The 23250-nt window shown below is 54.5% G+C and carries 21 protein-coding genes; 1 reads left to right on the forward strand and 20 read right to left on the reverse strand.

The window, feature by feature from the left end:
* Positions 1-72: 72 nt before the first annotated feature.
* The 17 genes from hemH to lonB form a co-directional block, all read right to left on the reverse strand.
* Complete coding sequence (hemH, locus tag PCH01S_RS14865; protein WP_042230517.1) at positions 73-1017, reverse strand: ferrochelatase; 945 nt, start codon at positions 1015-1017, stop codon at positions 73-75.
* 3 nt (positions 1018-1020) lie between these two features.
* On the reverse strand, positions 1021-2085 hold the full coding sequence (gene hemE, locus PCH01S_RS14870; RefSeq protein ID WP_084706607.1) for a uroporphyrinogen decarboxylase: 1065 nt from the start codon (positions 2083-2085) through the stop codon (positions 1021-1023).
* 340 nt (positions 2086-2425) lie between these two features.
* A complete protein-coding gene (gene hemB / locus PCH01S_RS14875; RefSeq protein ID WP_009674217.1) occupies positions 2426-3421 on the reverse strand; it encodes a porphobilinogen synthase in 996 nt (331 codons plus the stop codon).
* A gap of 95 nt (positions 3422-3516) precedes the next feature.
* The gene (gene cobA / locus PCH01S_RS14880) at positions 3517-5079 is read right to left on the reverse strand and encodes a uroporphyrinogen-III C-methyltransferase (protein ID WP_042230521.1); all 1563 of its coding nucleotides are present in this window, start codon (positions 5077-5079) and stop codon (positions 3517-3519) included.
* Positions 5080-5264: 185 nt separating this feature from the next.
* Positions 5265-6218, reverse strand: a complete 954-nt coding sequence (hemC, locus tag PCH01S_RS14885; protein ID WP_042230524.1) for a hydroxymethylbilane synthase — start codon at positions 6216-6218, stop codon at positions 5265-5267.
* Between the two features lie 81 nt (positions 6219-6299).
* A complete protein-coding gene (locus PCH01S_RS14890) occupies positions 6300-7055 on the reverse strand; it encodes a precorrin-2 dehydrogenase/sirohydrochlorin ferrochelatase family protein (protein ID WP_042230526.1) in 756 nt (251 codons plus the stop codon).
* On the reverse strand, positions 7052-7894 hold the full coding sequence (locus tag PCH01S_RS14895) for a cytochrome c biogenesis protein (protein ID WP_042230527.1): 843 nt from the start codon (positions 7892-7894) through the stop codon (positions 7052-7054). The genes PCH01S_RS14890 and PCH01S_RS14895 overlap by 4 nt, the downstream gene beginning before the upstream one ends.
* 36 nt (positions 7895-7930) lie before the next feature.
* On the reverse strand, positions 7931-9328 hold the full coding sequence (gene hemA, locus PCH01S_RS14900; protein WP_042230529.1) for a glutamyl-tRNA reductase: 1398 nt from the start codon (positions 9326-9328) through the stop codon (positions 7931-7933).
* Between the two features lie 145 nt (positions 9329-9473).
* On the reverse strand, positions 9474-10007 hold the full coding sequence (locus PCH01S_RS14905) for a hypothetical protein (RefSeq protein ID WP_042230531.1): 534 nt from the start codon (positions 10005-10007) through the stop codon (positions 9474-9476).
* Between the two features lie 141 nt (positions 10008-10148).
* Complete coding sequence (gene speD / locus PCH01S_RS14910) at positions 10149-10550, reverse strand: adenosylmethionine decarboxylase (protein ID WP_016423520.1); 402 nt, start codon at positions 10548-10550, stop codon at positions 10149-10151.
* Between the two features lie 407 nt (positions 10551-10957).
* Complete coding sequence (locus PCH01S_RS14915; protein WP_042230534.1) at positions 10958-11545, reverse strand: hypothetical protein; 588 nt, start codon at positions 11543-11545, stop codon at positions 10958-10960.
* 304 nt (positions 11546-11849) lie between these two features.
* Complete coding sequence (locus PCH01S_RS14920; protein WP_042230535.1) at positions 11850-12518, reverse strand: SdpI family protein; 669 nt, start codon at positions 12516-12518, stop codon at positions 11850-11852.
* 1 nt (position 12519) lies between these two features.
* Positions 12520-12792, reverse strand: a complete 273-nt coding sequence (locus PCH01S_RS14925; RefSeq protein WP_174446816.1) for an autorepressor SdpR family transcription factor — start codon at positions 12790-12792, stop codon at positions 12520-12522.
* A 78-nt stretch (positions 12793-12870) separates the two neighbouring features.
* Positions 12871-13563: a hypothetical protein gene (locus tag PCH01S_RS14930; protein ID WP_241688730.1), complete on the reverse strand. Its 693-nt coding sequence runs from the start codon at positions 13561-13563 to the stop codon at positions 12871-12873.
* A gap of 192 nt (positions 13564-13755) precedes the next feature.
* Complete coding sequence (gene yihA / locus PCH01S_RS14935) at positions 13756-14394, reverse strand: ribosome biogenesis GTP-binding protein YihA/YsxC (RefSeq protein WP_042230538.1); 639 nt, start codon at positions 14392-14394, stop codon at positions 13756-13758.
* Between the two features lie 69 nt (positions 14395-14463).
* Positions 14464-16803 carry an endopeptidase La gene (lon, locus tag PCH01S_RS14940; RefSeq protein WP_042230540.1) on the reverse strand — a complete coding sequence of 780 codons (2340 nt, stop codon included), beginning with the start codon at positions 16801-16803 and terminating at the stop codon, positions 14464-14466.
* 149 nt (positions 16804-16952) lie between these two features.
* A complete protein-coding gene (gene lonB, locus PCH01S_RS14945) occupies positions 16953-18677 on the reverse strand; it encodes an ATP-dependent protease LonB (protein ID WP_174446821.1) in 1725 nt (574 codons plus the stop codon).
* 166 nt (positions 18678-18843) lie between these two features.
* Here lonB and PCH01S_RS14950 point away from each other — a divergent pair, with 166 nt between their 5' ends.
* On the forward strand, positions 18844-19767 hold the full coding sequence (locus tag PCH01S_RS14950) for an N-acetylmuramoyl-L-alanine amidase (RefSeq protein ID WP_042230543.1): 924 nt from the start codon (positions 18844-18846) through the stop codon (positions 19765-19767).
* Positions 19768-19951: 184 nt separating this feature from the next.
* Here PCH01S_RS14950 and ispG read toward each other — a convergent pair whose 3' ends face one another.
* The 3 genes from ispG to clpP form a co-directional block, all read right to left on the reverse strand.
* The gene (gene ispG, locus PCH01S_RS14955; protein ID WP_042230707.1) at positions 19952-21100 is read right to left on the reverse strand and encodes a flavodoxin-dependent (E)-4-hydroxy-3-methylbut-2-enyl-diphosphate synthase; all 1149 of its coding nucleotides are present in this window, start codon (positions 21098-21100) and stop codon (positions 19952-19954) included.
* A 147-nt stretch (positions 21101-21247) separates the two neighbouring features.
* Entirely contained in the window at positions 21248-22513 is a 1266-nt protein-coding gene (gene clpX, locus PCH01S_RS14960; RefSeq protein ID WP_042230544.1) for an ATP-dependent protease ATP-binding subunit ClpX, read from the reverse strand.
* A gap of 12 nt (positions 22514-22525) precedes the next feature.
* Positions 22526-23119 carry an ATP-dependent Clp endopeptidase proteolytic subunit ClpP gene (gene clpP / locus PCH01S_RS14965; RefSeq protein ID WP_009674201.1) on the reverse strand — a complete coding sequence of 198 codons (594 nt, stop codon included), beginning with the start codon at positions 23117-23119 and terminating at the stop codon, positions 22526-22528.
* Positions 23120-23250: the final 131 nt, after the last annotated feature.

Here is a 23250-nt window from a genome sequence, read left to right on the forward strand (position 1 = left end):
TCTTAAGGCCGCCCGGATTATAAAATCGCAAAGAGGCGCATCCGAATGTCTGCGCTCCTTTGTCGTCTTACTTTAAGCTTGTTTCGTCAGTTCGCCGTACTGCTTCCATACGGCATCGCTGAGAGTCTGCATATACAGCTGGTCGGTATTAAGCGAATCCGTACGTTCGAGGTGCAGGCCGATTTCCTTGGCGAGCTGCTGTGCCTCGATATCCAGATCGTACAGCACTTCCAGGTGATCCGAAACGAATCCGATCGGGCACACGAGTACGCGCTTCACGTCTTCCTTGGCGAGAGTACGCAGTACATCCAGGATGTCCGGGCCAAGCCATGGGGTAGCCGTCTGCCCCGCGCTCTGCCACGCAAACTGCCAGTTCTCGATGCCGGCTTTGTCCGCGATCGCACGCGAAGTCTCAAGCAGTTGCTCCGGGTACGGATCGCCCAGCTCGAGTATTTTCTCCGGCAGGCTGTGCGCCGAGAACAGGACGCGGACGGAGGAACGGTTCTCCTCTCCGAACTTGCCGAGTGCGCGTTCCACCCGTTCGGTCAGAGCTTGAATCAGCTTCGGATGCAGATGATAGCTGTCGACGAACGTCATGGAAATGCCGTACTCGGCCGCCTTTTCGCGTGCGCGCTTGTTGTAGCTGCCGATGCTCATCGTCGAATAGTGAGGAGCGAGAACGATGCCCACTCCTTCGGTGATTCCGCACTGAGCCATTTGCTCAATGCCGTCTTCGATGAAGGGATATGCGTGCTTTAAGCCTTGGAAACAGACGAATTCCACGTCGTCATGTTCGGAAGCCAGTGCATTTTGCAGACCCGCCACCTGATTGTCCGTATTTTCCCGCAGCGGAAAAACACCTCCGACAATCGCTTCATAACGGCTGGTCAGCTCATGAAGCTGTTCCGGACTCGGCTTGTTGCCCCGCCGGATATGCGTGTAGTAAGCTTCGATATCCTCCATGCTCTGAGGAGTGCCGTAAGACATCACCAGTACGCCGACTTTCTTCCCGCTCATTGTTCAGACCCCCTTGCCCGCGTTCCGCCCGGCCAGCGCCTCGGCAGAATAGGCATGTATAAAATCAGTGAGTTCCTTTAATTTATCCAGCGACGCTTCCGGGAACAAACCGTGACCCAGGTTGAAAATAAAACCCGGCTCCGTGATCCCCTGATCGATAATGCGCTTCGCATGCTCCTGAATGACCGGCATCGGCGCCGTAAGCACGTAAGGATCGAGATTTCCCTGGACGGCAAAACGTCCTCCGGTTCTTCTCCGTCCTTCCGGAATGGAGACGCGCCAATCAATACCGATCACATCCGCCTGGAGGTCGCCAAGCAGAGGAAGCAGTTCGCCCGAGCTTACGCCCGGGAAATAAATCTTAGGCTGCTTCAGATCGCCGAGTTCGCGGAAAATCCGCTGGATCGTAGGCAGAACGAACACCCGGAAATCTTCCGGCGCAAGCGCGCCGACCCAGGAATCGAACAGTTGCACCGCTTTCGCGCCTGCAGCGATATGAGCACGCAAATATGTAATCACCATGTCTCCGAGCTTATCCATCAGCGCATGCCATACTTCCGGATTTCCGTACATGAGTTCTTTCGTGCGAATGTAGCTTTTCGAAGGACGGCCTTCTATCAAGTAGCTTGCAATAGTGAAAGGCGCTCCGGCAAACGTAATGAGTGGAACCGTCAGCTCGCGATCCAAAATCCGGATCGTTTCGATGACATGGGACAAGTCGCCTTCCACGTCGATCGGCTTCAGCTTCATCACATCTTCACGGGAACGGATCGGATTCTCGATCACCGGCCCCACGTCTTTAACAATATCGAATTGAATGCCGAGCGACGCTACGGGATTCATAATATCGGAATACAAAATAGCCGCATCCACGCCGAGCTTCTTCACCGGCATCAACGTGACTTCCGCAGCCAGTTCCGGCTGTTCGCATATTTCAAGCAGCGAGTATTTTTCTTTGATCTTGCGGTAATCGGGATCGTAACGTCCGGCTTGACGCATGTACCACACCGGCAGCCGGTCTACATCCTGCTTGCGGCAGGCTCGAATAAAACGGTCGTTATTTATCACAAGACACCTTCTCCTGACCCTGTCATGATTTGTTACCATTATGCCCTAATTATACCCCGGTCACAACTGCAGCCGCGCCCCGACTTCCGACAAATCTTTGACAAAGCCGCCGGGAGAGGGCTTTCCTCCGTACTCTTGTTTCCGTTAAAGCCGTTTGAAGCCCGGTTTACCATTTCCAACTCGTGCAAGTCTCAGGCGTTCGACGCGGCACTGCGCGGCGGTCGGTCGCAGGTACGGTTTCTAGGACAAACGCCTTTCGTCAGTGGTCCCCGATCTTTTTATCCGGATAAAAAACGCTCCGCAGTTTCCCGGCCGGGCTCCTGCGGAGAAAAAGGTTTCGTTAAACGTTTTTAAGCCAGCGTGCCGCGTCCTTGGCATGGTAGGTCAAAATAATATCGGCTCCCGCGCGCTTAAAACCAAGCAGCGTTTCCAGCACGATTTCTTTTTCATTGATCCAGCCGTTCTGGGCCGCAGCCTTGACCATCGAATACTCCGCGCTTACGTTGTAAGCCACGAGCGGAAGATCGAAGTTCTGCTTAAGCAGCTGCAGAATGTCCATGTACGCAAGCGCAGGCTTGACCATCAGGAAATCCGCGCCTTCCAGGACGTCGCTCTCGGCTTCGCGAAGAGCTTCGCGGGAGTTCGCCGAATCCATCTGGTAGGTTTTGCGGTCCCCGAACTGAGGCGCCGAATCCACCGCTTCACGGAACGGGCCGTAGTAAGCGGAAGAATATTTGACCGAGTAAGCCATAATCGGCACATGTTCCAAGCCTTCCGCATCCAGTCCCGCGCGGATGGCGTGCACGTAGCCGTCCATCATGTTGGACGGAGCGATAATGTCCGCGCCGGCCTTCGCCTGGGAAACGGCTGTTTTAACGAGCAGCTCCAGCGATTCGTCGTTGGCGATATCCGTGCAGCCCGTCTCGGGGTTATGATGCACAACGCCACAGTGGCCGGTATCCGTGAACTGGCACAGACAAGTATCGGCAATAATGAGCAGATTCGGATTAATCTTCTTAATCAGGCGCGACGCCTGCTGGACGATTCCTTCCTCGTGAAAAGCCGACGTTCCGACCGCATCTTTCGTCTCGGGAACACCGAACAGAAGAATGCCCTGGATGCCCAGCTCGGAAATCTCGCGGATTTCTTCTTCCAGACGGTCCAGGGAAAAATGGTAAACGCCCGGCATAGACGGAATTTCGGATTTGATATTATGTCCGGCCTCCACGAAAACCGGCTGAATCAGATCGTTAACGGACAACGCGTTTTCACGCACGAGGTTGCGGATTGCAGCCGAACCGCGCAGACGGCGGTGGCGTACTAACGGGAAACTCATGATAACTTCCTCCTTTTAATCCATACCGGCAGGGCAGCGGACCCCGAAACTTCGAGCCCGGCCGCTCCCGCCGCATAACGAAAAGTTTATTAGACTCAGGAGCCCATGGGCTCTTCCGCTTTAACGGACCGACCTGCGGCAATGCTTTCCACGAGGGACGCGATGGTCGCTTCCGGCGGCATATAGGCGGCCGCCAGTTCGTAATGAGCCAGCGTCGCTTCCGTCTTCGGACCTATGCAGGCGATCTCCGTGTTTTTCAGCAGGGATACGGGGTCTTGAACCCCGAGCTTCTGAAGCGCTCCGATCAGGTTCGTGACCGTCGAGGAGCTCGTGAACGTCGTGATGTGCACCTGCCCTTCCTCCAGCAGCCGGACCACGTCTTCGCCGCCTTCGACTTCGGGGACGTTCTCGTAAACGTCCACTTCGCTAACTTCGAGACCGAGCGAACGCAGGCCCTGCGGAAGTGCGTTGCGGGCAATGTCGGCAGTGGGCAGCAATGCGCGCTCTCCCGGGCGGACCGCTTTTCCCAGCTCTACAAGCAGCTCGTCCGCATGGAACTCACCGGGAAGCGTCTCGACGAGCAGCCCGCGGGATTCCAGAGCTTCCGCGGTCTTGGGTCCGACTGCCGCGATCCGCACGCCAGCCAGACCGCGTATATCAAGGCGCAGCTCCCGCATGCGGCGGAAGAAGAACTCCACCCCGTTCGTGCTCGTAAACACGACCCAATTGTAATTCTCGAGTCCGCGGAGCGCTTCATCCAGCAGACGCTGCGCATCCGGGCTGCTCGGCGGCTGGAGCTTGATCACCGGAAACTCAACCGGCTCCCCTCCAAGCTCCTCGATCATCGCAACGAGTTCGCTGGCTTGGCTCCTTGCCCGCGTAACGAGTACGCGCTTGCCGAATAGAGGCTTTTTCTCGAACCAGGCCAGCTTCTCGCGCAGTTTGACCACTTCGCCGATGATAATGACAGCCGGTGACTTGAAACCGGCTTCCTGTGCCTTGGCGCCGATGTCGGACAACGTGCCGGTCAGCGTCTGCTGCTCCGTCCATGTCCCCCAGCGGATCAGCGCGACCGGCAGGTCGGCAGGCTTTCCGTGCCGGATCAGCTGCTCGCTGATCTGCTCCAGATTCGCTACGCCCATCAGGAACACGAGCGTGCCGATTCCTTTGGCCAGATGCTCCCAATCGAGCTTCGTATAAGTCTTGTTCGGATATTCGTGCCCGGTTACGATGGCGACCGAAGAAGTGAAATCCCGGTGTGTGACGGGGATGCCTGCATAAGCGGGAACCGCTATGGCGGAAGTAATACCGGGAATGATTTCGAACGGAACTTCATGATCGGCCAGAAGCTCGGCCTCTTCCCCGACACGGCCGAATACGCTCGGGTCGCCACCTTTCAGACGGGTCACGACCTTGCCCTGGAGGGCCAGATCAACGAGCAGACGGTTAATGTCTTCCTGCTTCATCATATGTTTATCCGGGAGCTTTCCTACAAATACCAGCTCCGCATCCGGTTTGCGGTGTTTGAGCAGTCTGGGGCTCGCCAGCCTGTCGTAGACAATCACGTCGGCCCGCTCAATCGCCTGAAGTCCCCGGACCGTAATTAACTTCGGGTCACCGGGTCCTGCGCCCACTAAATAAACTTTCCCTCTCTCCACTCGCCCACTCCCTCTCAACTGCTTCCGTCTCCCTTACGGCAAGGCCGCCCCCTGTCTCCGGCGTACCTTGCGCCCTTTCTCAACCGGAAGCTTCCCCGCTGTCCGCTATTCTTTTCATATCGTTAACCGCTGTTTGTAAAAAGATGCCGATAGGCGAAAAGCAAGGCGGAATTCCATCCATCCGCCTATTCGATCTGGCCGCTCTCGTACGCTTCGGCCAGAATGCGGTCCGCGCCGCGGGCGATAAGCTTCTCCGCGGCTTCTCTGCCGAGCGCTTCCGGATCGCTGCCCCGCAGCGTCTCCTTCAGCAGCTCGGCGCCGTCCGGCGAGCCGACCATCGCCGTCAGCGACAGCTCCGTGCCGCCGCCGGTACGCTCGACAGTCGCGTACGCGCCGAGAGGCACCTGGCAGCCTCCGTTGAGTCTGCCGAGGAAACTGCGCTCGGCTCTGACCGCGAGCGCCGTATCGTCATCTTGAATCTTGCTCAGCAGATTCAAGACGAATTCGTCGTCCGCCCGGCATTCGATGCACAGCGCGCCCTGCCCAACGGCAGGCACGCACACTTCGGGCGGAACGTAGGCGCTGATGCGATCCTGCCAGCCGATCCGGTGCATACCGGCAGCGGCCAGTACGATCGCATCGAAGCCTTCCGATTCGAGCTTGCGCAGCCTCGAATCGATGTTGCCGCGGACCGGCTGAATACGCAGGTCCGGGCGGCTGTGCTGCAGCTGGCTGGAGCGCCGCAGCGAGCTTGTACCGACGAGCGCGCCCTGGGGCAGCTCGTCCAGCGCCTTCTCCCCTTTCGTGATGAGCACATCACGCGGGTCCTGGCGCTTAGGCACCGCCCCGACCATGAGCCCTTCGGGAAGCTCGAACGGCATGTCCTTCATGCTGTGTACGGCAATGTCGATTTCCTTGTCCATCATCGCCTGCTCGATTTCTTTAACGAACAGCCCTTTGCCTCCAACCTTGGACAGCGTTACATCCAGAATCCGGTCCCCTTTGGTCACAATCTTGCGAAGTTCAAACTCGCATTCTATGCCGTTTTGCCGGCTCAGTTCCTTTAATTCGTCGATAACCTGATTCGTTTGAGTGAGGGCCAGAGCGCTCTGGCGGGTGCCCACGACGATCGTACGCATATGTAATTCCTCCGTTTCTTCTATGAGGCCGTGAAAATGCCGCCTTAATACCACTGCGGGGCCCGCAGCCGGGTGCCGCCTCTATTCCTGGTCCGCTTCCATCCATACCGCGGCAAAAATTTCTTCCGAACCCTGCGCCGCCTGCAGCCTGTCCAGCAGGGAGGCTCTCCACGCTTCGTATGTGCCGGCGGCGATACGGTCCAGGACACGCCAGCTCGGAAGCCGCCGGAGCAGTTCATGCCGCAAAGGCATATCGCCGACCCGGCTGCGGACGAGTTCTCTCAGCTCCGCCAGAAAATCGAGGTAAATCTCGTACTCCGGTCCGTACCTCTCCTGCAGCTCCCGGCCGATTTTAGCCGACAACGCGGGACTCGCTCCCGATGTCGACACGGCCAGCGTGAGCTTGCCGCGCCTTACGGCCGCCGGCACGATCAGACTTCCTCTGTCCGGCTTGTCCGCCGAGCTTACCAGCTTCCCCGCCGCGTCGGCGTCGGTGCGAACCCGTTCGTTGACCTGCGAATTGTCCGTCGCCGCAAAAACAATTAGATATGGAGAGAGGTCCGGATAGAAGGAGGCCTCCGTGCCCGGCCGGCCCTTATCCGAACCTTCTTTATCTTTTGTGTAATCATGATCCGCTTCTCCGTAGCGTCCGCAGTGCCAGGTTATCCGGCCGGCTTCCGCCCACTTCTCGACGGCCGCGGTAGCCGCAGGGCTGATCACCGTAACGAGCGCGCCCGCTTCCAGCAGGGAAGCGATTTTTCTTTCGGCTACGGCTCCGCCGCCTACAACGAGGCAGCGCTTGCCTTCAAGCCGCAGCACCGCCGGATATTCCTTCATCCTCCAACCCCCGTCTGCTGCCAGTTATGAAATCCGGAGAACACGTTGGAAAGGATAAAATTCAGCAGCACGATGCCAAAAGCCGCCAAATTCCACTTCGCCAGTTTAGGACCCGACATGCTTAGCGAATGATGCTGGAACAGGTAGAACCCGTACGCGCAAAGCACCAGCAGCGAATTGATGACTTTCGAGTCAAACAGCACATTGACGTTCTTTTCGATAAGCACCCACACGACTCCCAGAGCCAGCGCCAGCATGAGCAGCGGCGTTCCGATCACGACGCTCACATATGTGTAGCGTTCGATTTTTTCCAGGGAAGGAAGCCTCTTCATCGTATTCGTCCAGCTCTTCTGCTTTAGCTTACGGTGCAGGAACAAATACATGCCCGAGAAAATGGCCGAGATCGTATAGGCCGCGTAACTGCCGACAGCGAGAGAGACGTGAATGAACAGCAACTCGTCGTTGACGTTCCAGGAATCAATCATGGGAGAGACGTTGGAGTCGCTGAAGAAATTTAAGGCCAATACGGCAAGCCCGAATAAATTAACGAAAAAGACCACAAGCTCAATCCGGAAAAACCGGCTCATAATGAGCGATACCGTGACGAGCACCCAGGAAAATAAAAAGAGCGTCTCAAACATGGAGAACACCCATCGTCCCAGGTGTTCATATAAATTGTAGCCCAGATAGGCCGTCTGCAAAACCCATACAAAAGAAAGCAGCCCCGTACCCATCCGTTTCGCACTCCGATTCGCGCGCGCAACATCAGAGAAGTAAAACAGCAGGCTCAGGGCATATAAATAAATTATCGCATCGTACAGAAAGCTGCGAGTGAACACGGCATTTCTCCTTCCTCTATCTCGGAGAACCGGGAATCAGGAGCGTGCAAGCGCCGGCTGCATCGTAAAACCGCCGGTCAGCTCTTCTTTGGCATGCTTCTGGGCAGCCGTCTGGACCGCTTCCGCTTTGGCTTCTCCCAAAGCTTCGGCTTCTGCCTGCTCCGCCATAAGTTCCTCTAAAGCGAACATTTTCGTAAACATTTCAAGCGCCTCGTCGCCCTTCTTCTCCGCAGCCATTTCTTTAATGGCCAGGATCGGGTCTCTCAGCATCTGGTTGACAATGCTTTTGGTTAATTTCCGGATCACTTTCATCTCGCGCTCATCCAGGTCCGGCAGCTTCTTGAACAAGCTTTCCATCGTTTCCTGATGCACCATATTCGCTTTGGCCTGAAGCGCGTGAATAACCGGGCTCACTCCGAGCGTCTTCGTCCATTGGTCGAAAGCCGCAATCTCGGCGCCGATCATTTCCTCGATTTTGACAGCTTCTTTCTTCCGTTCCTTGAGATGGCTATCCACGATGGCCTCCAGATCGTCGATGTCGTACAGGAAAACGTCCGGAAGGTCGCTGATGTCCGGATCAAGGTCGCGCGGAACCGCAATGTCCATCATAAATAACGGACGGGACTTCCGCTTGGGCAGCACGGCTTGAAGCTGCTTCTTCGTCAGCACGTAATCGGTCGATCCCGTGGACGAAATGACGATATCCGCTTCGGCCAGCCGTTCGTAGAGCCGCTCCATCGGATACGCGTGGCCGTTGAACTTGCCGGCCAGCTCCAAAGCCCGCTCATATGTGCGGTTGACGACGTCAACCCGTTCGGCGCCGCTCGCATACAAGTGCTTCACCGTCAGCTCGCTCATCTTGCCCGCGCCCACGATCAGAATTTTCTTCCCCTCGTAGCTTCCGAAAATCCGCTTGCCCAGCTCAACGGCGGCATAGCTGACGGAAACCGGATTTTCTCCGATCGAAGTCTCCGAGTGAGCGCGTTTGGCCATCGTTACGGCCTGTTTGAACAGCGTATTAAATATCGTGCCCGTGGCTCCAAGGCGCTGGGCTTCCAAAAATGCGTCCTTCACTTGCCCCAAAATCTGCGTTTCGCCGATAATCATCGAGTCAAGACCGCTTGCGACACGGAACAAATGCTCAATGGCCCGGTCATGTTCATATATATACAGATGGTTATTGAATTCCGTCCGCGGAATCTCAAACCACTCTTCCATAAACTTGCGAATGTAGTGCCCGCAAATGTGTACACGATCGACCACGGCGTAGATTTCAGTACGGTTGCAAGTGGCCACCACAACACATTCCAGTATGCTTTTTGTCTGCCTCAGCTCCACGAGCGCTTGCGACAACTCTTCCTGTGTAAAAGTAAACTTCTCGCGAATCGCGACGGGAGCTGTCCGGTAATTTAATCCGACGACGACAATATGCATGGGGCACACCTACCTTTCTTTGCAGCTAACAATAATTATTATAACATAGCCGACCGTCGTAACCGACAAATATTTTGACTAAATTTTGAATGCTGCCGGAACCCGCTATGCCTAGTGTGGTCTATGTTTCTTGTAGATATACCGATTATTGGAGCAGCTTTTTTTCAAGCAGTTCTCTTAACGCTTCATCATTTTTCGACACGGCTTCGCTTTGCGAAGTAACGACGCTCCCCGAGGAGGTCATGAGTTTCCCATAGGCCTCGTAAAGCTGAGCGTAGAGCTTGGCGGATTCCTGCAGGACACCCTGCTCATCCGCTTTCAGAGCGCGCTCTCCGCCTATCTGCAGCCTCAGTATGTACTGCATCAGCTGAGGCAAACTGCCCAGCGTATGCAGCTTCTCGCTTCCTTCCGCAAGTACGAGTCTCTCGTGCGTGTAACTGGCCGTGTACAGCGCCTGTTTAAGCGAATCGAGTTCCCGCGTATCGGCCGAACGTGCGGCATCCTGCAGAAAACGGTTCAGCAGCTCGATCTGGAACAAAGAAACCTGGAACAAAAGACGCTCCGCATCCGGCTTATCCGCCCCTTTCGTCACATAGCCGTATAAGCTGGTAAGCGGCCAGGCAACCAGCCCGGCTGCCAGCACAAACAGGATGAGCTTCGATTTGATTCGGCTTCGCACGGCACCTCTCTCCTTCCGGGTCCCGGTTAAGAAGACCCGTACCATTGTATGAGAGGCCTAACAAACAAATAACCACGGAATGCGGACTCCGTGGTTACCTTACTTATATAAACGCTTATCTTGTATACTAAAACAACGAACTTACTTAGCCAATACAGCTTGCTTGATTTCCGGCGTTTCGACTTCAAACTCGCCCATTCCGCGAACCAGTTTCTTGGCATAGACCTTCTCCGGCTTAAGCAGCGAGATCATGTGGTCGATAGCCAATTGAGGATCTACCGTTTCACCGCAAGTGTAGCAATCCAGCGCGGCAAAACCTCTCTCAGGGTACGTATGAATGGAAAGATGACTCTCAGACAGCAGTACTAGTACTGTGGCACCTTGTGGCTCAAATTGCTTGGACTGAACAGACATGACCGTTGCTCCACACGCTTCAGCTGCGTCTACCATTTGGGCTTGCAGCCACTCTGCATTGTTCAAAAGTTCAAAATCTACTCCCCAAGTATCTACAGCAACGTGTCTTCCGAAAGTTGAATATTCCATCTTCCGGTTCCCCCTTCCTAGGAATAAAATTGTTCTCGCATTTCATCCGCTAGGACCTACGTCATTCACTTCCCGAGGGAATAATCTCTCGCAACATTCAATGTCCTGAGTGAATCCTGGTTCCTATATTGTTTTCAACGAAATTAAAAATAACATCTATTGAACAGAAATGCAATAGTTTTTTTCATATTCGCAAGATTCATTTTCGGAATGCCTTGCTTGCGTTTCTGTCCATAATACACTATGTAACGGTACGCGGCTTCGTGTCTGTCAGAGCGGATCGGACGAATCCATTTTTTTCTTCACAAAAAAATAAAAAAAGAGCCTGTGGACAGGCTCTTCGCTTCTGTATATAGAGCTTAACTTGCACGTAAAATAGTAGGCCTACTGCCGGGCTTGGGCCGGTTCTACGCTTCGAGTACGAACAAACGACGGGTCAGCTTGGTCAGCCGTGCGTCGATATCGCCTTTAAGCGAAGGGCAGGGAACTTCGTTGCGCATATCCAGCAGATGGTTGATCTGATCCTGGATCATATCGATTTCCCGTTCGATCTCCGTCCGGCGGAACAGGTTCTCCAGCTGGCCGAGCGTATCGTGATACTCATAGACGACGTTCGTATGCTGGCCTTTGATCTCGACGATTTTGATGACTTTGCCGTTCTCGTAGGTGTACATCATCACGAACGTAGCGTATATCCGCTTAACGATGGCTGAACCTTTGAATTCGGCTATCGCTTTACGCATAAGATTAGTCAAACGAAGACTCGTAACACGGCAGGATCCCGAGCTAATATACTGCTTACCGACGCGTTCAAACGAAAGAACGATCTCTTCTCCCGCTTCTTCCTGAAAGACAAACTCCTGGTTTCCGTTCTCGATGACTTTGACCTGAGCCGTGATTTGCTGATCGGCAAACATTTGGACAAATTTGGACATTTCGGCTTCCGTTAATTGCAGGCGGGTTTTGACATATTCAGTCGCTAACCTCTGTGCCATGGAAATCCCTCAATTCTATTTTTTCAACGCCTTTGATCTTGCCTACTTCATATTATACTACATCAAGACTTAATATTCCTGCGTATCATGCATGAAAATCCGGCGAAAACCGGAAAAAACGCTCTCCTGCCTGAAAAAATTGGCTATCAGCACCGTAAAGTCTCCAATTGCCTTGAAAACTCATCGCTTTCCATGCACACTTCGCAAAATAGTCTTCCATACGGCTTTTTACCCGTCCATGCTTCCGATTAAACAAAAAAAGCGCGGAGTCCGCGCTTTTTACTTATTAACCTTTGGTGAAAATTTAATTTTTCCGCTGCCGGTATTTGATGAACGAATACAAGATCGGGACGAGCACGCTCAGCAGAATAACGACAATTCCGAACCAGGCGGGGACGACCGACGGGAACAGCGACACTCCCATAAAGACGATTCCCGCCAGCATCCAGACGGGGCCCGCCAGGCGGTGGGTCCGGCGCCATACCTCCTCGTCGGCCAGCGTCCAGGGAGTGCGTATCCCGAACGTATAGTTGGGGCGCGCACGTCCCATATAGTTTCCTACAACCATCCAAAGAGCGCCTACGCCAAGCGGAACCCAGAAATTGATAGGTACATCGTATCCGAGATTGGTCAGCAGGGTCATGAAGAAAACGCCGCTTAATAAAACCGTGATTAAAATTCGGAAAAGATCGTAAACCCCTTGGAATTTCTCGTAATTCGTACGTTTCGGATCAAGGGAAGGCGACCACTTCATCAGCAGAGGCATAGCCAAGCTGAGAACGGACATCAGAATCAGGAAGGAGCCTTTGCTCTGATAGCCGTTGGGTTCCCCGCTCACTCCGAAGTGGACCGCCATTTGCTCGGGTAATTTGCCGTAGACCCCTATTGCGTACAGAATGGGCGCGGCGGCAATGATAAGCAGCAAAGTGTCTTTCCATGTCCATTTTGGCACTTTACGAATCGAGTTTGTCATGTTAAGAGCCTCCTTCGTCTTTATGCGTAAAATCCATCAACCATCCCAAAGCATCCTGAATGACGGTCGTGTTCAGTGAATAGATGATGCTCTGCCCCTTGCGTTCGTCCAGCACGAGCTTAGCCTGCTTCATGACGTTCAGGTGATGGGAGATACTCGGTTTGGACATTTGAAAATGGTCGGCGATTTCGCCCGCGGATAAATCCTTTTCTTTCAACAGTTTCAGGATTTGTCTCCGCGTCGGGTCCGACAGGGCTTTGAAGGTATCGTTCACCACCCTCACCTCCTCATGAAAAACTTATTTGCATTCCGATCGGAAAACGGCAGATATCATGCCGCGGCAGCCTTCGGTTTACAGGTAGAGCTGCCAGCCGATCGCAAGTACCGTCGTTCCGACGAATGCGGCGACGGCTTCGGCCTGAGCCAGCGATCTTTTGGCGACTGCCAGTACGGCCAGGTTGAGCAGAGAATGAAGCGGAATCAGCACGGCAACCGACCAGGGGTAGCGTGCTATGCACAAGGCTGCGCCGATGTGGTAAGCACTCACGAAGACCCGCTCGATAAGCCCCCAGGCCGGATGGGCCCCGTACGTCCCTTGGGCCTCCAGCATGGCTTTAGCCTGCATCGCTTTCTCGTCCGTGCGCTTGGACAGGGAGGCTACCGCGAAAAGGGATACGAGCGTATACACAATCTCGATAGCGGCCCAGCCAATGCCTATCGAAGCCGCGGAGCCGATCGTCAAGCCCGCTATGAGCAGCGTAACCAGGCGGACGAGTTCTTCCAACGGTCCGGATGACGATACGAGAAGCAGGCGCCCTTTTTCTGCGGGCATACGGGCTGCAAGAAGACTTACCGGCCCTCTGAGAGCGAGAGCGATTATCCAGCCCGCTGCGCCCAGCAGAACCGGTTTTACGGTTACGCCCACTCCCTGATAGTTGAAAAACGCCCAGAAGACGAGCGGTATCAGGAGGTAAAGCGGGGACATCAGTTGGGACAAGCGGATGTGATGATCCTGAAGCTGCTTTAAATCAGTAGACGGGTTCATGGTCGATACACACCTTTTATCGATCTTAATTAGACATTTAGAAAAATATCTAAATAAAGAATACAAGATTTGCTCCTCTTCGTCAAGAGACTGCTCCCCATCTTTTCCCCTCTCGGCAAACAGCAAAAAACCGTCTCTGTAAAGAGACGGTTCCCGCCCTGCAGCCCGTAAGCGATCGATAGACTGCGGCTCTTATTCAGAAGGAGCGGATTCCGGCAAAACTTCGCCGTCCGGCTGCGCCTGTCCCCAGCCGATGGCGGACTCCAGAATCTCCCACAGCTCGTCCTTCCCCATTCCCGTTTCCGACGAGAAAATAATGAAGGGACCCGAACGGTCAAACTCCAGGTCGTCCTTGATGATCTTGGCGTGCTTCTGCCATTTGCCTTTGGGCACCTTGTCCGCTTTGGTCGCAACGACAATAACCGGCACACCCATATGCTTCAGCCAGGCATACATGGCCTGGTCGTCCTTGGACGGCGGGTGACGCAGGTCGACCAACTGCATAACCGCTTTCAGCGGTTCCCGCTTCAGCAAATAATTTTCGATAAACTTGCCCCATTCGGCACGTTTCGTTTTGGAAACTTTGGCATAGCCGTAACCGGGAAGATCGACGAAATATAAGTCGTCATTAATGCGGTAATAATTGAGGGTTTGCGTTTTGCCCGGCTGGGAACTTGTCCTGGCCAGATTTTTACGGGAAATCATGCGGTTGATGAGCGAAGACTTGCCCACATTGGAACGCCCTGCCAAAGCAATCTCCGGCAAGGCATCCTCAGGGTATTGTCCCGGTCCCACCGCACTGATAATAAATTCAGCCTGGTTGACCTTCATGTTTCACACTCTTTTCATCGATATGCGCCCGGTCTCCGCTTGGGGAAGACCGGAAGATTTTCGTCCGGCTTAAGCCTTCAGATCCACTTCCTTGACGAGCGCGTGTTCCAGTACCTGGTCCATATGAGCGACCGGAATAAACGTAAGATCGTTACGGACGCTTTCGGGAACATCCCGAATGTCTTTCTCGTTGTCCTTCGGCAGAAGGATCGTGCGGATTCCCGCACGATGTGCGGCCAGAGCCTTCTCCTTCAGTCCTCCGATAGGGAGGACGCGGCCGCGCAGCGTAATCTCGCCGGTCATTGCCACTTGGCTGGACACGGGAATGTTCGTCAGCGCGGAGATCAGGGCCGTTCCCATCGTAATCCCTGCCGACGGTCCGTCTTTGGGGATCGCGCCTTCCGGAATATGAATATGAATGTCATTCTTTTCATGGAAATCCGGCGCGATCTTGAGCTGCTCCGCTCTCGAACGGGTATAGCTGAATGCCGCCTGGGCGGATTCCTTCATCACGTCGCCGAGCTTGCCCGTCAGCGTCAGCTTACCGCTGCCCGGCATGACCGTCACTTCGATGACCAGCGTATCGCCGCCCACTTCCGTCCAGGCCAGACCCGTGACCGCACCGATCTGGTCCTGCTCATCCGCCATATTATAGCGGAATTTAGGCGGACCGAGGTCGTCTTTCACGGTGTCCACCGTAACCTCGACCGTCCGGCCGGGTTCGGAGACGATCTTCTTGGCCGTCTTGCGGCAGATCGCGGCAAGCTGCTGCTCCAGGTTGCGGACGCCCGCTTCGCGGGTGTACTCGCGGATCACCTGGAGAAGGGCGTCGCGGTTCATCACCATCTGGCCGTCTTCGAGCCCGTGATCGCGCTTCTGCTTCGGCAGCAGGTAGCTGTCCGCGATTTCAAGCTTCTCGATTTCCGTGTAGCCCGGGAGGTACAGGACTTCCATCCGGTCGAGCAGCGGCCGCGGAATGTTGTGAAGGGCGTTGGCCGTCGTAATGAACATCACGTTAGAGAGATCAAACGGCACTTCGATGAAGTGGTCGCTGAACGTGTTGTTCTGTTCCGGGTCCAGCACTTCAAGAAGCGCGGCAGCCGGGTCTCCGCGGAAATCCATCGCCATTTTGTCGATTTCATCAAGCAGGAAAACCGGATTCACACTGCCCGCCGTCTTCATGGCCTGAATAATCCGGCCCGGCATAGCCCCGACGTAGGTACGGCGGTGACCGCGGATTTCCGCTTCGTCCCGTACGCCTCCGAGCGAGATACGGACGAACTCGCGGTTCATCGATTTCGCGATCGAGCGGGCGATGGACGTTTTACCGACTCCCGGAGGACCCGAGAGACAGAGGATAGGCCCTTTCAGCTTCTTGACCAGCTTCTGGACGGCCAAATATTCCAGCACGCGTTCTTTCGGTTTTTCCAGTCCGTAATGATCGGCATTCAAAATTTCTTCCGCTTTATGGATATCCAGATCGTCTTCCGTCTTCTTCGTCCACGGGAGAGCAAGCAGCCAGTCGATATAATTGCGGATAACGCTTCCTTCCGCCGATGTGGAAGGCATCTTCTCGAGACGGTCGATTTCCTTCTCGATTTTTTCCTGAACGTTCTCAGGCACTTCCGAGGCGGCAAGCTGGCTCCGGAGTTCTTCGATCTCTCCGGCCCGGCCCTCTTTGTCGCCGAGTTCCTTCTGGATGGCCTTCATCTGCTCCCGCAGATAGTATTCCTTCTGCGTCTTCTCCATCTGCTTCTTCACGCGCTGGCTGATTTTGCGTTCGAGTTCAAGCACTTCGCGCTCGTTGTTCAAAATATTAAGCAGCTTCTCCAGACGGCTTCGCACGTCCACCGTTTCGAGAATGTCCTGCTTATCTTTGATTTTAAGGGAAAGATGGCTGCAGATGACATCGGCGAGTCGCCCCGGCTCATCAATATCGGATACCGCAGCCAATGTTTCCGGCGTTACTTTTTTGGACAGCGTAATATAGTGCTCGAACTGGTTGAGCACCGTACGCATTAGCGCGTCGATTTCGGCGTCGTTCACTTCTTCTTCGGGAAGCTCTTTCGCGTTGACTTCGTAAAACTCGTCGTTGGCGATATACTCGGCAATTTCCGCCCTCACGACTCCTTCTACCAGTACGCGAATCGTTCCGTTCGGAAGCTTGAGCATTTGACGCACTTTCGAGATGGTCCCCACCCGATAAATATCTTCCTTGGCGGGTTCTTCTATATTCACTTCGGCCTGGGAACAGAGCAGGATCATACTGTCTTCGATCATTGCTTTTTCCAAGGCTTTGACCGACTTCTCCCGGCCTACGTCCAGATGCAGTACCATGCTCGGATATACGAGCAGTCCCCTGAGAGGCAATAACGGCAGGCGGCGTATCCGCGTTTTATTAGGCCCCAAGTTCCGACACCTCCACTTTTTTACTGGTGGGCTAATGCTGTAGATAACATTTTAACAAAATTGTCTGAAAAACACCAATTGGGCACAAAACGGCCCCCGGAAAGGAATTTCTCCCTGCCGAAAGCCGCTTCTGCCCGGAGACGGAAATGTTACGATTTGGCGGATTCCGATCCATCGGTCGGTCCCGCATGCAGGAACGGCATCGTGCCCGGCAGCATCTGCTCTCCGGCCGCAGGCATCGGAATGACATTGCTGGCGATCTGGAGGCCGAGGGCAAGCGAAAGCACTTCTTCGACCGATTCCACCGCGATAACTTCGACACCGGGCAAATCCGCGAAAAGCTCTTGCCAGTTTTCCTTCGGAATAAACACGCGCGTAGCACCCGCCTGGAAAGCGGCCTCCACCTTGGCGACCACGCCGCCGACCGGCTTCACTTTCCCGTGTATGCTCATCTCGCCGGTCATGGCGAGCTTGTTGTCCACGGGTATCTGGTTTAGGGCCGATGCGATTGCCGTTGCCATGGCGATTCCCGCGGACGGTCCGTCGATCGGCGTCCCGCCGGGGAAATTAATGTGCAGGTCGTAGTCCGATGTGCGCAGCCCCATGCGCTTCAGAACCGTCAGCACATTCTCCACGGACCCGCGGGCCATGCTTTTGCGGCGAAGCGTGCGGGAACCGCCGCCCATCTCTTCCTCGTCGACGACCCCGGTGATGTTGAACGAACCGCTCCCCGGACGGGCGGCGGGGATTGCGATAACTTCCAGCTCCAATAGCGTGCCCAAATTCGGACCGTATACCGCAAGCCCGTTTACAAAGCCGATCTGCGGCTCCGAAGGGATTTTGCGTTCCGGTCTGGGCTGGATCTGGGAGCTGTTGACGACCCACTCGATATCGGCCGCGGTCACTTCTTCGCGCTTGTCCGTCAGAGCGAGTCCGGCCGCGAGCTGAATCACATTGACCGCTTCGCGGCCGTTGGTGGCGTAGCGTTTGACGACCTCAATGGCGGATTCGTTCGCCGGGAACCCGATTTTGGCCAGCGCATTGGCCGCAATCTCCCCGATTTCTTCCGGAAGGAGCGGACGGAAGAAGATTTCCATACAGCGGGAACGGATGGCCGGAGGAATTTCATTCGGCGTGCGCGTCGTCGCGCCGACGAGACGAAAGTCCGCAGGCAGCCCGTTCTGAAAAATATCATGGATAAAGTTCGGAATGTTATTGTCTTCCGAATTGTAATAGGCGCTTTCCAGGAACACTTTGCGGTCTTCCAGCACCTTGAGCAATTTATTCATCTGAATCGGATGCAGTTCCCCGATTTCGTCAATGAACAGAATACCGCCGTGAGCTTTCGTAACGGCACCCGGTTTCGGCTGCGGTATTCCGGCAACGCCCATTGCACCGGCGCCCTGATAAATCGGGTCGTGAACGGAGCCGATCAGCGGATCGGCAATGCCCCGCTCGTCAAAACGTGCCGTGGTCGCGTCGATTTCCGTGAATTTCGCTTCGTTGCGAAAAGGCGATTGCGGATTTTTCTTCGCTTCTTCCAGAACGACCCTAGCCGCCGCCGTCTTTCCTACACCCGGAGGGCCGTATATCAGCACATGCTGGGGATTGGGACCGCACAGAGCGGCTTTTAACGCTTTAAGCCCTTCCTTCTGCCCAACGATATCCTGCATACTGGAAGGCCGCGTTTTTTCCGCCAGAGGTTTGGTCAGCGATACGGATCGGAGCTTTCTCAGCTTCTCCAGCTCTTTTTTCGATTCTCTATCTATGGCAGACCGGTTGGTCTGCTGGTTGCGCAGCAAGTTCCAGAAGTACATCCCGATGACAACTGCAAAAAACACCTGAATCAACATTAAAATCATACTAAAGCTCATATCCATCTTATCTTCAGTCCTTTCCGGTCCGATCTCATACATGGCAGTATTCCCCTCCTGGGAAGGAATAATCATGCCGTCCAAATGTTTTCTCGGCTAATAATGAATGAGAGGAAGGCCGGCGTAGAAAACTACGGTTATCTCTTTTCCGGAAAGGATGGACCGGATGTTTACCAAACGCTTATTAACGGGTTCCTGTCTGGCCGCTTGCATAACCGGCCTTTCTTTGTTTGCCGCGGCCTGCGGAACGCCAAACCGGCTCGCCGAAACCAAAGCTCTTACCGCCGATACCGCCTCACAGGCATCTAAGCTTGCAGCCGACGCCAAAAAATCGCTCACTACGGGAAAAGCCCATGCGGAATCGCTACCCGATATAATGAAACCCGCGATGACACCCGACTCCCCGCTCAACGCGCAGCCTCCCAAATCCGCTTCCAAGACCAACAGCCATATAAATCCGCCGGATGTGCTGATTGATGTCGGACACGGAGGCATTGACGGCGGGGCCGTTCACGGCGATCTGCTCGAAAAAGACATCAACCTGGCCGTGGCCAAGCAGACTTATCAGCTGCTCACGACAGCGGGCTACCGGGTCGTTCTGAACCGGGACAAAGACTACGCTCTGAGCGACGACAACAAATGGCTTAATAACCGCAGCCGGCATATCCGGGACCTTGCTCAGCGGATGCAGATGGCCAACGACCTCAAACCGAAGCTGCTCATTTCGCTGCATGTGAATTCTTCGTTCAGCCGCTCCAAAAAAGGGCCCTATGTGCTGCATCAAAACAGCGCCGGTTCCCTTTTTCTTGCCACTCAAATCCAAGAACGGTTGAACGCCATTTCAGGAACCCGGCATCTCCCCATCCTTGGTAAAACGTATTACCTTCTGAAAAGAGCCCAGAGCCCCTCGGTCATCGTGGAGATCGGGTTTATCACAAATGCGGAGGACCGGGCACGGATGACGAGCGCCGAGGGCCAGCAAAAAATCGCAGCGGCGATCCGGGATGCCGTTGCCGCTTATATCACCCATGGGGATTTAGGCCCCGGTCCCGGCGGCAGCCAGAATAAGGATTCCTCACCGGTAAAATGACGGACAGCCCGCTTCGCTTTCAGGAGAAATCGTTTTTTGGCGAAGGACAAAAGTCCCCCGGCAGCTTCCAGGATTAAGCTCCAACAAAAAAAGTCACGATCCTAAGGGAATCGTGACTTTTGATTTGTTAAGCGGAATACTCCGGTTGACTGCACCCAGCCTTAGCCGGGGAATCCTTGATGCATCAGGAATGCTGGGCTTGAGCCTGCTTTTGGGCAAGCTCGATACGTTCTTGATGCTGCCGGCGTCCCGGAATTTCACCCGTACGGTTGAATTCGTGGACAATGATGTCGATTTCTTTCTTCAGCTCGTTCAGAAGCTCGGCTTCCGGTACCTTGCGGACCATCTCCCCGTAGCGGAAAAGCAGGCCCTCGCCTCTCGCCCCGGCGATTCCGATATCGGCTTCGCGGGCTTCGCCCGGTCCGTTCACGGCGCAGCCGAGTACGGAAACTTTAATCGGCACCTTAAGGTTGGCGATGTAGTCCTCGACTTCGTTGGCGATGGAAAAGAGGTCGATGTCCAGACGTCCGCAGGTCGGACATGAAATAAGCGTCGCGGCATTGGTAATGAGGCCGAACGTTTTAAGCAGCTCGCGGGCGACTTTCACTTCCTCGACCGGGTCCGCGCTGAGCGAGATCCGCATCGTGGAGCCGATGCCCATGCTAAGTAGCGCACCGAGCCCCGCAGCGCTCTTTACCGTGCCGGAGAACAGCGTTCCGGCTTCGGTAATGCCAAGGTGAAGCGGGTAATTAAACGCCTGCGCAGCCTGGGTGTACGCGGCGATAGCCATCGGCACATCGGACGCCTTCAGGGACACGATAATGTCGTGGAAATCGAGTTCTTCCAAGATGCCGATGTGGAACAAGGCGCTTTCCACCATCGCTTCAGGCGTCGGATATCCGTATTTCTCCAAGAGGTGGTTTTCCAAAGAACCCGCGTTTACGCCGATCCGGATCGGAATTCCCCGCTCTTTACAAGCCTTCACAACGGCTTCGACTTTCGAACGGCGGCCGATGTTACCCGGGTTGATCCGGACTTTGTCGATGCCGTTCTCAATGGCCGCCAGTGCGAGGCGATGGTCGAAATGGATATCGGATACAAGCGGAATGTTAATCTGCTTCTTGATTTCCTTGACGGCGTCCGCCGCTTCCATATTGTTGACGGTCACACGAACGAGCTGGCAGCCGGCTTCCTCCAGCCGGTGGATTTCGGCTACAGTCGCTTTGACGTCCGCCGTTTTCGTCGTACACATACTTTGAATGATAACCTCGTCGCTGCCGCCGATCGTTAAATCTCCGACACGAACCGGTCTCGTATCTTTTCTGTGAAACATACGTGTCTTCTCTCCCATGAACCAAACATCCTCCGCGCCGCACCGGCAAAAGCCGCGCCGGCCTCAAATGATGAAGCGGGCAGCCAAGGCCGGGCAGCTTGGAGGCTGTCGGTTACTCTATAGTATGAGCTCCGGTCTCAACCGAGATCAGGCGCTTTCTTCTTTCTTCTTGTTGACATCCTGACCTTCCTGAGAGGAAAGAATCGGGGTCAATTTGTCCTGAACCGTATCTTTCGTAACGGTGCAATTCGTTACATCCGTGCGGGACGGCACGTCGAACATCACATCAAGCATAATGCTTTCAATGATTGCACGCAGACCGCGGGCACCGGTGTTGCGCTTAATGGCTTCTTTGGCGATAGCATCGAGCGATTCCGCATCGAATTCAAGCTTGACGTTATCCATGTCCAGCATCTTCTGATACTGCTTCACAAGGGCGTTCTTCGGTTCGGTGAGAATACGAACGAGAGCCGCTTCGTCCAGCGGTTCCAGCGTGGAAACAACCGGCAGACGTCCTACGAACTCCGGAATCAATCCGAATTTCAGCAGGTCTTCCGGCAGTACCATGGAGAGGTACTCGCCCGGCTTCAAATCGGTTTTCAGACCGTCGGAGCTGAAACCGATGACTTTCTTCCCGATTCTGCGTTTGATAATTTGTTCCAGGCCGTCAAACGCGCCGCCGCAGATGAACAAGATGTTCGTCGTATCGATCTGGATAAATTCCTGATGCGGATGCTTGCGTCCGCCTTGCGGCGGTACGGAAGCGACCGTACCTTCCAGAATTTTCAGAAGGGCCTGCTGTACGCCTTCGCCGGAAACGTCGCGTGTAATCGACGGGTTCTCGGACTTGCGGGCTACTTTATCGATCTCATCGATGTAGATAATGCCGCGCTCGGCTTTTTCCACATCGTAGTCGGCTGCTTGAATCAGCTTCAAGAGAATGTTCTCGACATCTTCGCCCACGTAGCCGGCTTCCGTAAGGGAAGTCGCATCGGCGATGGCGAAAGGAACGTTGAGAATTTTGGCAAGCGTCTGGGCAAGAAGGGTTTTCCCGCTTCCCGTAGGACCGACAAGAATGATGTTACTCTTCTGCAGTTCCACGTCTTCCAGCTTGCTTTGGGAGTTGATCCGCTTATAGTGATTGTAAACGGCAACGGATAGGGATTTCTTCGCCTGATCCTGGCCGATTACATATTGATCGAGAATGCCGCAAATGTCTTTCGGCTTCGGAATATCTTTGAGATCCAGCTCTTCCTCGTGCCCGAGCTCCTCTTCCACGATTTCCGTGCACAATTCAATGCACTCGTCGCAGATATAAACGCCGGGACCCGCAACGAGTTTGCGGACTTGATCTTGGGACTTTCCGCAGAAAGAACATTTCAACTGACCTTTTTCATCGTTGAATTTAAACATTGGCTCACTCCTTTAAGATTTCAGGTCGCTTCGAGTGATGACTTCGTCGATCAATCCGTACGCCTTCGCATCTTCCGCGCTCATAAAGTTATCGCGATCAGTATCGCGATCTATTTTATCATACGGCTGGCCGGTATGCTTCACATAGATATTATTCAGCTTCTGCTTCGTTTTGATGATCCAGTCGGCGTGGATTTTGATATCCGACGCCTGCCCCCTGACACCGCCCAGCGGCTGATGGATCATAACCTCGCTGTTCGGCAGGGCAAAACGCTTGCCGGGCGCACCGGCCGTCAGAAGCAGGGAACCCATGCTCGCTGCCATGCCTACGCAAATCGTCGACACGTCCGGTTTGATGTGCTGCATCGTATCGTAAATTCCGAGTCCGGCCGTTACCGAGCCACCCGGAGAATTAATGTATACGTGAATGTCTTTCTCTGCGTCCTGGGACTGTAAAAACAGCAGTTGGGCAATGACAAGGTTAGCCACATCATCATCAATCGCGCTGCCGATAAAGATAATACGGTCTTTGAGCAGGCGAGAATAGATGTCGTAGGAACGCTCACCACGGGCTTCTTGCTCCACAACCATAGGGATAAGACTCATTGGACCAACTCCTTTGCGGGTACTTACTTTTCATTTTACCATGTTTAAAAGGTAAAGTCATTTTTAGGATAAATCCCGATAAATCTCGCTTCCGCGGCTGTTTTCGGGTAAAACAAAGGCACGCTTTGGAT

It is taken from the genome of Paenibacillus chitinolyticus NBRC 15660, assembly GCF_000739915.1.
GTDB lineage: Bacteria > Bacillota > Bacilli > Paenibacillales > NBRC-103111 > Paenibacillus_F > Paenibacillus_F chitinolyticus.